At 71.2% G+C, this 10831-nt stretch carries 11 protein-coding genes; 3 read left to right on the top strand and 8 right to left on the bottom strand.

What is annotated here, in order from left to right:
• Positions 1-26: 26 nt before the first annotated feature.
• The 5 genes from ACWF9G_RS25355 to ACWF9G_RS25375 form a co-directional block, all read right to left on the bottom strand.
• Entirely contained in the window at positions 27-1391 is a 1365-nt protein-coding gene (locus tag ACWF9G_RS25355) for an RsmB/NOP family class I SAM-dependent RNA methyltransferase (protein WP_452518418.1), read from the bottom strand.
• A 509-nt stretch (positions 1392-1900) separates the two neighbouring features.
• A complete protein-coding gene (gene fmt, locus ACWF9G_RS25360) occupies positions 1901-2824 on the bottom strand; it encodes a methionyl-tRNA formyltransferase (RefSeq protein WP_452518336.1) in 924 nt (307 codons plus the stop codon).
• Positions 2824-3363 carry a peptide deformylase gene (gene def, locus ACWF9G_RS25365; RefSeq protein ID WP_379308328.1) on the bottom strand — a complete coding sequence of 180 codons (540 nt, stop codon included), beginning with the start codon at positions 3361-3363 and terminating at the stop codon, positions 2824-2826. The genes fmt and def overlap by 1 nt, the downstream gene beginning before the upstream one ends.
• Positions 3364-3450: 87 nt before the next feature.
• Positions 3451-4464 carry an esterase/lipase family protein gene (locus ACWF9G_RS25370; protein ID WP_452518337.1) on the bottom strand — a complete coding sequence of 338 codons (1014 nt, stop codon included), beginning with the start codon at positions 4462-4464 and terminating at the stop codon, positions 3451-3453.
• A 108-nt stretch (positions 4465-4572) separates the two neighbouring features.
• Positions 4573-5250 carry a PadR family transcriptional regulator gene (locus ACWF9G_RS25375; RefSeq protein WP_452518339.1) on the bottom strand — a complete coding sequence of 226 codons (678 nt, stop codon included), beginning with the start codon at positions 5248-5250 and terminating at the stop codon, positions 4573-4575.
• 90 nt (positions 5251-5340) lie between these two features.
• Between ACWF9G_RS25375 and ACWF9G_RS25380 the strand changes: the two genes are divergently transcribed.
• Entirely contained in the window at positions 5341-6915 is a 1575-nt protein-coding gene (locus ACWF9G_RS25380) for an HD domain-containing phosphohydrolase (RefSeq protein WP_452518420.1), read from the top strand.
• A 42-nt stretch (positions 6916-6957) separates the two neighbouring features.
• Positions 6958-7359 (top strand): nuclear transport factor 2 family protein, encoded by a 402-nt coding sequence (locus tag ACWF9G_RS25385; RefSeq protein WP_452518340.1) that lies wholly within the window; start codon positions 6958-6960, stop codon positions 7357-7359.
• Positions 7360-7361: 2 nt separating this feature from the next.
• On the opposite strand, the gene ACWF9G_RS25390 is transcribed toward ACWF9G_RS25385, so the two are convergent.
• Positions 7362-7943 (bottom strand): TetR/AcrR family transcriptional regulator, encoded by a 582-nt coding sequence (locus ACWF9G_RS25390; protein WP_452518341.1) that lies wholly within the window; start codon positions 7941-7943, stop codon positions 7362-7364.
• 73 nt (positions 7944-8016) lie between these two features.
• On the opposite strand from ACWF9G_RS25390, the gene ACWF9G_RS25395 reads away from it, so the two are divergent.
• Positions 8017-8862 carry an SDR family oxidoreductase gene (locus tag ACWF9G_RS25395; RefSeq protein WP_452518342.1) on the top strand — a complete coding sequence of 282 codons (846 nt, stop codon included), beginning with the start codon at positions 8017-8019 and terminating at the stop codon, positions 8860-8862.
• Between the two features lie 100 nt (positions 8863-8962).
• Here ACWF9G_RS25395 and ACWF9G_RS25400 read toward each other — a convergent pair whose 3' ends face one another.
• Both ACWF9G_RS25400 and ACWF9G_RS25405 read right to left on the bottom strand, forming a co-directional pair.
• On the bottom strand, positions 8963-9625 hold the full coding sequence (locus ACWF9G_RS25400) for a maleylpyruvate isomerase family mycothiol-dependent enzyme (protein WP_452518343.1): 663 nt from the start codon (positions 9623-9625) through the stop codon (positions 8963-8965).
• Between the two features lie 90 nt (positions 9626-9715).
• On the bottom strand, positions 9716-10531 hold the full coding sequence (locus ACWF9G_RS25405; RefSeq protein WP_452518344.1) for an acyl-CoA thioesterase domain-containing protein: 816 nt from the start codon (positions 10529-10531) through the stop codon (positions 9716-9718).
• Positions 10532-10831 lie beyond the last annotated feature (300 nt).

Below are 10831 nucleotides of genomic sequence, written 5' to 3' on the forward strand. Positions count from 1 at the left end.
GGTGCGCGTCGTCGCCCGCCGACCAGCTAGTCGACCGGTTTGCGCAGGGCCGCCAGGAACATCGCGTCGGTGCCGTGGCGGTGGGGCCACAGCTGGGCCGATGGGCCGTCGCCGAGGTCGGTGACGCCGGGGAGCAATGCGCGGGTGTCGAGTTGCTCGGCGCCGGAGCGGCGGACGAAATCGCCGACGACCGCGACTGTTTCGGGCAGGTGCGGTGAGCAGGTCGAGTACACGACCACGCCGCCCGGGCGCAGCAGCTCCCAGGCTGCGGTGAGCAGTTCGCGCTGCAAGGTGACCAGTTCCGGCACGTCGGCGGGGGTGCGGCGCCAGCGGGCCTCGGGCCTGCGGCGCAGGGCACCGAGTCCGGTGCAGGGGGCGTCGACGAGGATGCGGTCGTAACCGGGGGTCAGTCCGCTGTCCCTGCCGTCGGCGACGTGCACGGTGACGGGCAGTCCGCGGGTGGACTTGCGGACCAGTTCGGCCCGGTGTTCGGCCGGTTCGACGGCGTCGACGCTGAACAGGTCGATCGCGGCCAGCGCGCCCAGCATGGCCGCCTTGCCGCCGGGACCCGCGCAGAGATCGAGCCAGCGGCCCGCGTCGGGGCCGTTCAGCGGTGCCTTGGTCAGCGCGACGGCGACCAGCTGACTGCCCTCGTCCTGGACAGCGGCGATGCCGTCGCGGACGGGTTCCAGCTGACCGGGGTCGCCACCTTCGAGGTACACCGCATAGGGCGACCAGCGGCCTTCCTCGCCGCCGGTGACCAGCGCGAGTTCTTCGGCGGTGATCTCACCGGGCCGCGCGACCAGGTGCACGACCGGGCGCTCGTCGTCGGCGGCCAGCAGCGCACCCAGTTCACCCGCCTGCGCGCCGAGGGCATCGGCGAACGACTGGGCGATCCAGGTCGGGTGGGCGTATTCGAAGGCGAGACCACCGACGGGATCGGCGGGCGCCAGCTCGGCCACCCACTCCTCGACCGTCTTCTCCCCTGCCCGCCGCAGCACCGCGTTCACGAAACCCGCACGGCCCTGGCCGAATTCGGCACGAGCCAGATCGACGGAGGTGTCGACAGCGGCATGCGCGCCGGTGCGGGTCCGCAGCAGCTGATAGACGCCGAGCCGCAGAATATCGAGGATCGGCCCGTCGATCTCGGCCACCGGACGCCCCGCGCACGCCGCGATCACCGCGTCGAGCTGCCCCTGCGAACGGCACGCGCCATAGGTGAGTTCGGTCGCGAACGCGGCATCACGCCCGCTGATCTTGCGCTCCCGCAACAACTTCGGCAGCACCAGGTTGGCGTAGGCGTCGCGTTCGCGCACGGCTCGCAGCACATCGAGTGCCACTTCGCGCGCGGGGTCGACCGGCTCGCCGCGCCGCTTCCGCGGGCTCGGCACACTCGGATCAGGCCGATCCTCGCGCCTGCGATCCGCCCTCGGACCGGCCTGACTACCGCCACGCTCACCCGCCGAGCGCTTGTCACCGCGGGCCGCACCACCGCCTGAGCGCGCACCACCGCCGCGACCCGCTGCGGCGCCACGCGTATCTCCTTCGCGCGCAGCACGATCCGCCGCAGCCCGACCACCGGTCGCACTGCCACGGCCCTGGGGACCACCCGACCGGGGGCCGCCCGATCGTTCGTCACGACCGCGTCGATCGTCGTCACGACCACGGTCGTCACGTTGCCAGCCACTCGTACCGCGACCGGCGTCGCCACGATCGTCCGACTGGCGCGAACCACCGGAGCGCTGCGCGGTTCCGCCGCCCGCTCGCACGGTGCCGCCGCCCTTGGCCGCGCGGGCCGCCCAGCCACCGTCGACGTTCTTGCCCGTGACCTTGCGTTCGTCGCGCGGTGTGGTGCCGCTGCGCTCGTCGGCTTCCCGCCGTCGCCTGCGATCCGACGCACTCATCCGATCACCGTGCCCGGTGCAAGGCGGGCGCCGCGGGCCCAGTCCAGGGCGTTCATCATCTTCTTGCCGGGTGGCTGGACCTGGCCGAGCCGGACCGCTGTGGTCGACGTGCCGACGAAGACGCCGGACTTGCGCACCTCGATCTCGCGTTCGGGCAAGGTTTCCTCCACCATCTCCACCGGGCCGAGCTTGAGGCGCAGCCCGTTCATCTCGGTCCACGCGCCGGGCGCCGGGGTGACGGCGCGAATGCGGCGGTGGATGGCCAGTGCGGTCTCGTCGAACCGGATCCGGCCTGCTTCCACGGTCACCTTCGGCGCGTAGGACACGCCGTCGCCGGATTGCGGAATCGCTTGCAGTGTCCCGTCTTCCACGCCGTCGAGGGTCTTGTCCAGCAGGACGGCGCCCGCCTCCGCCAGCCGGGCGAGCAGCTCGCCCGCGGTGTCGGCCACGCCGACCTTCTCGGTCATCACGCCGTACACCGGGCCGGTGTCCAGGCCTGCCTCGATCAGGAAGGTCGACGCGCCGGTCAGGTCGTCACCGGCATCGATCGCCGCCTGCACCGGCGCGGCGCCACGCCAGGCGGGCAGCAGCGAGAAGTGCAGGTTGATCCAGCCGTGAGTGGGAATGTCGAGCACCTGCTGGGGCAGCAACGCGCCGTAGGCCACCACGGGGCAGCAGTCCGGGGCCAGGTTGGTCAGCGCCGCGACGAACTCGGGCTCGGCGGGCTTGCGCGGGGTGAGCACCGGGATGCCGTGCTCGTCGGCCAGTTGCCCCACCGGCGAGCGCATGATCTTGCGGCCGCGACCCGCGACGGCGTCGGGGCGGGTGATCACGGCGACGACCTCGTGGCGCTCGCTCTCGATCAGCCTGCGCAGCGACGGCACTGCGGGTTCGGGTGTTCCTGCGAAGACGACGCGCATCAGCGGCCACCGCCGACGCCGCTGGACTCGCGGACGGTGACTCCGGCACGGAACCAGTCGGATTCGCGGATGGTGCGCATCGCGTCCTTGCGGTCGGCGGGCTCGAGCTTGTTCACGAACAGCACGCCGTCGAGGTGATCGGACTCGTGCTGCACGCACCGCGCGAGCAGCCCTTCGGCCTCGAATTCCACGGGCGCACCGGCACTGTCGACGCCGGTGACGCGCACCCGCATGGCGCGGCGCACGTCATAGCGCACCCCGGGAATCGACAGGCAGCCCTCGGGCCCGACCTGCTCCTCCTCGCCGATCGGCGACCATTCCGGGTTCACCACGTGTCCCGCGGCGTCACCGGTGTCGTAGACGAACACCCGCAGCCCGACCCCGATCTGCGGCGCCGCCATCCCGACCCCACCGTCGTCGTGCATGGTCTCGGTGAGGTCGGCGATCAACTGGCCGAGCTCGGCGCCGAACTCGGTGACCGCATCCGCACGGGAACGCAGAATCGGATCGCCGAACAGGCGAACGGGCTGAATGGTCACGCGGCGGCTCCCGGCTGGACGAAGTGCGGTCAGCCCATTCTATTGATCCCCGTGGTCGAGTCGTCGGCGCACCATCCGGCCGGGCCGTCAGGAATTTCCGGCGATGATCACCTGGGGAATACCGGTGCCGAGGGCCACCGGCTTGCAGACCGGTGCCGGGGCGTGGGCCGGGTCGAGCACCCGCAGCAGCAGCTGCTGCACGAACGGGTCGTAGACCAGGTGGAAATGGCCGGTCAGGTCGTCGGCGCACAGGTCCTGCAGGACGAGGTTCTCCGCGCCGGCGCCGTGCAGCGCGATGTTCTCGAAGGGCTGGATCATCTCGTCGACCCGGCTGCCGACGGTGACGTAGCGGGGGCCGGGCACGGTGTCGCCACCGGCATTGAGCTCGACCATCAGCGGTTCGCCCTGCGCCTGCTGGACCGCGGCCGTCGAGGTGACCTTCGCGTAGACGTCCATCATGCCGGGAACAGCCTGGCCGACCGGCACGAGTCCGTACATGACGCCGCCGTAACTGGGCGAGGCGAGCCCGACCCAGGTGCCGACCTTCGGCGCTCCGCCGAGCTTGTTGACGTAGTACCGGCTGACGTTCGCGCCCTGCGAGAAGCCGACCAGGTCGACCTTCGCCGCACCGGTCACCGCGAGCACGTCGTCGACGAACGCGGCGAGCTGGGCGAAGCTGATCCGCATGTCCTCGGTGCCGTAGGTGTCGGCGCCGGGCGCGCCGCCGTAGTTCAGGGCGAACACGCACATCCCCGCGTCGACGAGCTGCGGACCGATACCCGCCCAATCGGAGTACGCACTGGAGTCGGTACCGTGCACGAGCACCACCGGACGCGGATGCTCGGCGGTCGGCTTACAGCCGAAGTTGTTGACCCCCAGCGGAACCGCGCCCGGACGCCCGTCCAGATAACGGGCGGCGGCGAGATGGTCGGTCTGGCGCGGGCCCGGTTCGTTCGGCACGACGGCTGGCCGGTACCCCGCGGGTTCGGCTCCGGCAGGCGCGGCCATGCTCCCGAAGGCCGCTGCGACAGCTAGCGCGATCGCGCCTGCCCGTCGCTTTTGTGCCACTCCCCAAACCCGCCTGCGCCACCGCTGTCCCATATCCCAAAGAAATACACCCTCGGAGTGGGTTTCGCACCTCCATAAACGGGGTATGAATGCCCCGAATTATCGGGGGTGCCGCGGCGGCACCGACCCAGCACCGGGAGCTCACTTCCCGGACGTGGCGTCGCCCCCTGGCGTGATGTCGTCCTCGGCGAGGATGCGATACAGGGCCCGGCGGGTCTCGGTGAGCACTTCGGCCGCCTTGGCCGCCTGCTCCGCCGTACCGACCTGGGCGACCTGACCGACCGCACCCATCACCTGTCCGACCAGTCCGCGCAGGTCCAGCGCCTGCGCGCCGATGTCCTGCTTGACCTCGGCCCACGGGTCACCGAGCTCCTCGCGATTGGCCTCGACGTAGGTCTTGCCCTCGTCGGTGAGCTGGGCGGTCTTGCGACCGGCCACCTTCTCGATGAGCACCAGGCCCTCGTCCTCGAGCTGGGCCAGTGCCGGGTAGATGGACCCCGGGCTGGGACGCCAGACATCGTCGCTGCGCTCGCGGATCTGCTGGATCAGCTCGTAGCCGTGCATGGGCCGCTCGACGAGCAGCAGCAGCACCGCGGCACGCACGTCACCGCGCCTGCCCCGGCCGCCGCGGCCGCGTCCACGACCGAAGCCGGGACCGAAACCCGGTCCGAAACCTGGGCCGAAGCCCGGTCCGAACTCGGGACCGTGCCCGTGTCGCCCACCCCGGCGGAACTGCCGCCGATCGGGACCGAATTCCGTGGGGCCGGGTCCGCGACCGCGGCCGAAGTGTCCGAATTCTCGATTCTCTGCGTTGTGCATGACAGCCTCCTCAGGCTCTCTCGTTGTTCTTGACACTATCGACGATATATCGGCAATGCATCGAACGCAAGGGGTACTCTTGTGATCACCATGACGGAGCCGCTGCGGCCGATGCGGTTGGCCGAACTGATCGCCTCCCTGTCGCTGGCCACCGATCTCGGCCTCGGGCAGCCGCAGGAACACGTCCTGCGCCAGACGGTGCTGGCCACCCGGCTGGCCGACGCCGCGGGCATGTCCGATGCCGATCGCGCTGCGGCGTACTACGTTTCGCTGCTCGCGTGGGTCGGCTGCGTCGCCGATTCGCCCGAGATGGCCCACTGGTACGGCGACGATCTGCGGATCAGGGCCGACAGCTACGGCATCGACAAGGCCGGGCTGCCGATGATGACCTTCCTGCTCGGCCACCTGGCCGCGGGCGGCTCCCCGCTCCGGCGCATCTCGGTGACCGGCCGATTCCTGGCGGGCGGGATCCGCGACAGCATGGACTCGTTCCTCACCCACTGCCGCACCGCCGCCGATATCGCCGAGCGCCTCGACCTGCCCGCCGCGGTCCGCGCCGCGCTCCCACAGGCCTTCGAACGCTGGGACGGTCACGGCGTGCCCGCCGGGCTGCGCGGTGACGCGATCATCCCGGTGATGCGGGTGGTCCACATCGCCGACGACGCCGAGGTACACGCACGGGTGGGCGGCGTCGACGCGGCCGTGCAGATGCTGCGCTCACGCCGTGGCACCGAATTCGATCCCGACCTGGTCGACCTGTGTACCCGCGACGGTGGCGCGCTGCTCGACGGGCTCGATCAGGTCGACGCCTGGCAGCACGTGATCGACGGCTGCGCCGCCCTCGACCGCCCGATCCCCGAGGCCGAACTCACCGAGGTGCTCGCGGTGTTCGCCGACTACGCCGACACGAAAGCCATCTGGTTCCTAGGACATTCGCGCGCGGTCGCCGAACTGGCAGCGGCGGCGGCCCGCGAGTACGGCCTGCCCGCCGACCAGGCGACCATGGTCCGCCGGGCAGCGCTGGTGTGCAGACTCGGCACCATCGGCGTCTCGACCGGCATCTGGAACAAACCGGGACCGCTGTCCCCGAGTGAGCGCGAACGCGTGCGCATGGTCCCCTATCTCACCGAGCGCGTCCTGGCCCGCAGCCCGCATCTCGCCGCGCTGGCCGGACCGGCCTCGATGGTCTACGAGCGGATGGACGGCTCCGGCTATCCGCGCGGGCTCACCGGCGCGATGCTGCCGCCGACGGCCCGCATCCTGGCCGCCGCCCAGATGCTGCGCGCGCTCGGCGAGGACCGCCCGCACCGACCGGCCGCCGATCCCGACGAACGCGCGAAGATCCTGCGCGCCGAGGTGACCGCGGGCAGGCTCGACGGCGATGCCGTCGCCGCGGTGCTGGCCGCCGCCCAGGGGCGAAGGCCGCGCAAACGCGCGCGGGTCGCCGGTCTCACGGCCCGCGAACTGGATGTACTGGCGCTGCTGGTGCGCGGACGTTCCACCCGCGAGATCGCGCAGACACTCGGCATCAGTCCACGGACCGCGGGCAGCCACGTCGAGCACATCTACACCAAGATCGGTGTGCACAGCCGCGGCTCGGCCGCGGTCTTCGCCATGCGCCACGGCCTGCTGCCGGACGAGGATCAGCCCGCAAAGATCGGGTGATCACCCGATGTCCGGCCGGCGCGCACGGCCGACACTTCCGGTATGACTACTTCGACCTTCACCCTCCAGCCGACCGAATCCCCCGTCGCCGATCTGTTTCTCGCCGCGCTGATCCGGCGCGACTTCGCCGCGATGGCCGCCTGCCTCGCGCCCGAGGTCCGCCTGCGCGGCCTCATTCCGCCCGGCCCGTTCGACGCGGTCGGCCAGGGTCCGGCCGTCGACCGGTTCCGCGGCTGGTTCGGTGGGCCCGACGATTTCACCGTGCTCGACGCCGGTGGTGACCGTGTCGGCGGCAAGCCCGCCCTGCACTGGCTGGTCCGGATGCAGCCCGTCCACGCTCCCGGCGCCGCCCGGATCGCCGAGCAGCGGGTCTTCCTCACCACCGAACAGGACCGGATCACCACCATCGATCTGCTGTGCTCCGGCTGGCAGTCTGCCGGGTGAGGTCAGCTCCGACCGGCCAGTTCGTCGATCCAGCGCTCCAGCCGCGCGCCCTCGGTCACCATCAGCTCGGGATCGCGGAAAGTGTTGGTGAGCAAAGAGATTCCCTGATAGGCCGCGACGAACGCGACGGCGAGCTCGGCGGCGTCGGACCTGCCGAGCTCGGCGAACTGAGCCCGCGCCCAGTCGATCAGCAGGCTCATCAGCCGCGCCGGTTCACCGCCGAAGGCGTCGGCGCGCTTGTCGAGTTCGGCGGCCAGCGAGCCGGTCGGACAGCCGAAGCGCACGGCCAGTTCGCGCTGGTCCACCCAGCTCGCGACCATCGCCTTCAACCGCTCGACAGGGCCGGGCAGCGGCTCGATTCCCGCGATGACCTCGCCGAGTACCGCGGCGTGCGTGTCGATCACGGCCTGCACGAACTGGTCCTTGGTCTTGAAGTAGTAGTAGACGTTGCCCACCGGCACATCGGCCGCGGCGGCGATGTCGGCGATGGTCGTCTTCTCGATCCCCTGCTCGTAGAAGACCCGCGCGGCCGCATGGACGAGCCGTTCCCGCTTGCCGACCTTGGGCGCCACTGAGTCAGTCACACAACTAACTATAGACAGCCCGGCCAGGCCTTGCTACGTTGAGTTAGTCAGCCAGCTAACTCAAGGAGTTCTCATGATCGTCGTCACCGGGGCCACCGGCAATATCGGCCGTCAGCTGGTCGGACTGCTCGCCGACGCGGGCGAGCAGGTCCGCGCCGTCTCTCGGGGTAGCAAGCCCGTCGACCTGCCCGCGGGCGTCGAACACGTCGTTGCCGATCTGGGCGATTTCGACAGTCTCTCCCCCGCGCTGCGCGATGCGGATGCCCTGTTCCTGCTGATCACCGGCGAGCAGCTCATGACCGGGCCGGAACCCGCCCAGGTCGTGAAGGCCGTCGCCGCCGCCGGTGTCCGCCGGGTGGTGTTCGTGTCCTCGCAGGGTGCGGTGACCCGTCCCGCCTCCGCCGGGTACGCGCGGACGATCGCCTTCGAGCAGGCGCTGGCGGAGTCCGATCTCGAGTGGACCGCGCTGCGGCCTGGGGCGTTCTTCTCCAACACCTATGCCTGGATCGAGCCGGTGCGCACCGCGCGCACCGTCGCCGCGCCGTTCGGCGATGTCGGTCTGCCCGCGGTCGACCCGGGCGACATCGCCGCGGTCGCGGCAGCAGCCCTGCGCGAGGACGGGCACGCGGGCCGCGCCTACACGCTGACCGGCCCGGCCGTGGTGACCCCGCGTGAACAGGCCGCCGCCATCGCAGCAGCCGTCGAAGTGCCGATCGCCTTCGTCGAGCTCACCCCGGCGCAGGCCAAGGAGAACATGCTGCGATTCATGCCCGAGGCGGTCGCCGACCACACCTTGACCATCCTCGGGGCGCCGACCCCGGAGGAACAGCAGGTCAGTGGGGATATCGAGCGGGTACTGAGCCGTCCGGCCACCGCTTACCCGGAATGGGCGCACCGCCATCGTGCGCTGTACGCCTGAGTCCTGCGATCGGGATCGAATCACCCGGCGGCGTAGGTCGGTGTCGCTCCTGCACGGCGGAGGGCGGGCCCGCAGCGTGGGCACACCGGGCCGGCTCGGCTCACGCCTCGTCGGCGGGACCAGAGCTCAGGCGGGTGCGCAGGGTGGGCAGGCCGGGCCCGGTCAGCTCGTCGGCATAGGCGATGCGCCCTGCCATGACCATGGCCAGCGCGATCGCCGGACCGCTGACCAGCGGACCGGCGCCCGTCGCGAAGGGCCCGACGGTCGCTTCCAGGCGCAGGCCGGCGATGGTGGTCTTGCTGGGCACGGTGAAATCGCGGCTCGCGTAGAAGTCGGCGACCGCGGTGGCGGCCTCCGTCGAGGGGAGGGTGGACAGCCCGAGCGGTCTACGGATGTCCTGGCCATGGACGACAACCTCGCCGAGCCAGGCCGCCGTGTGCCCGGACGCCCCGGTCGTGCTGGTGATGATCGCCCGGAACAGCGCGAGGGTCTCGGCGGGTGTGGCCCCACGATGTTCGGCCAGGCGCCGGGCATTGTGCAGGTCGAAGTCGAAGCGGGCGCCGAGGACACTCCGCAGCCACCGCAGCCTGCCGATACTCGCCGCCGCGGTGAGGTGGGCGACGACCTCCTCGACCACCCAGTTCCCGCACAGCGACGGCCGCGCCCACTGCTCGTCGGTCAGACCGGCGAGATCCTCGGCCAGGGCCGCCCGTTCGGCGTGCGCCATCGCCCAGAGTTCGTCACGAGAAAGAGTGTTCGCCAAGGGGACCTCCAGGACACGGACCGGGGACGCGCGGGCGCGCGCCGTCGTCAATGCAGACGACGCCGGCCGCGCGAATTCATCGGGCCCGTGTCAGCCCTCGGCGGTCGCGGGCACCGGCTCGCCGCGCTGGGCGGGGACCGACCGGCGCCGGTCGTTGGCCACGGCGGTGATCACGCAGGTGCCGAGCGGGCCTTCGCGGTCGTACATGGTCGCGGTACTCACCGCGACCCCGGCGTTCCCGACGTGGTCGAGGGCTTGCATGCCGAGTTCCGGGCCCACCGGCAGGCGGGACAGGGTGAGGGTCATGTCGGCATTGATGTAGCCGACGCCGCGTGAACCCCAGTGGCAGACGAGGTTGGTGAGGTCACCGGTGGCGGCGGCGCGCTGGAACGGCGTGAATGGTTGCCCGGCCACCAGCGGGGGCAGGTTCTGCCAGGTGACTTTGCGCTCGGCGTCGCGAGCGGCACCGAAGTCGGTGATCCAGTCGCCGTCACCGGACTTGAACAGCGGTGCGGCGCCCTGCGGATCGTCACGGCGTTCCGCGGGGGCGGGCAGCGTCCGTGGCGGCTGCCAGATCGTTCCCGGCGGGTCGTCGGTGGCGGCCAGGAAGGTCACGGTCGCCCTGGCCCGCGTCTGGTCCCGCTGGACGAGCCAGGAATCGACGACCTTGATGCGATTACCGGCCCGCACCACCGCGCTGTGCAGCGTGATCGGTTCCCTGGTGACCTGCTGGAACAGATCGACCGAGATCCTCGCCGGCACGAATCCCGCCCCCGGACTGTGCTTCTCGGCCTCCAGCGCGAGCAGGCCGCACACCGCGACGCCGTGCAATTGGTTCGGCGACCAGCGGCTCACCGCCAGATCGCTCGGCACGTACATCCCGTCGTGCGTCGTGAAGAACTCCACCACGATCCTCTCTGCTCACCCGAGGTCATGGTAGGACAGGGCCCGAGGCCTGCGAATCCGGCGGGCGCTCCTAGCCCCGAGCCCGCCCGGTCACCGCGCCGGCGGCCCGAGCACACGCCGGACAGCCGATGGCGACCGGGGCCCGCGGCCTGCGAATCCGACGGACACTCGTCGCCCGAGCCCACCCGGTCACCGCGCCCGCAGCCCGAGCACACGCCGGACAGCCGATGGCGACCGGGGCCCGCGGCCTGCGAATCCGACGGACACTCGTCGCCCGAGCCCACCCGGTCACCGCGCCCG

Source organism: Nocardia sp. NPDC055029 (assembly GCF_053608525.1).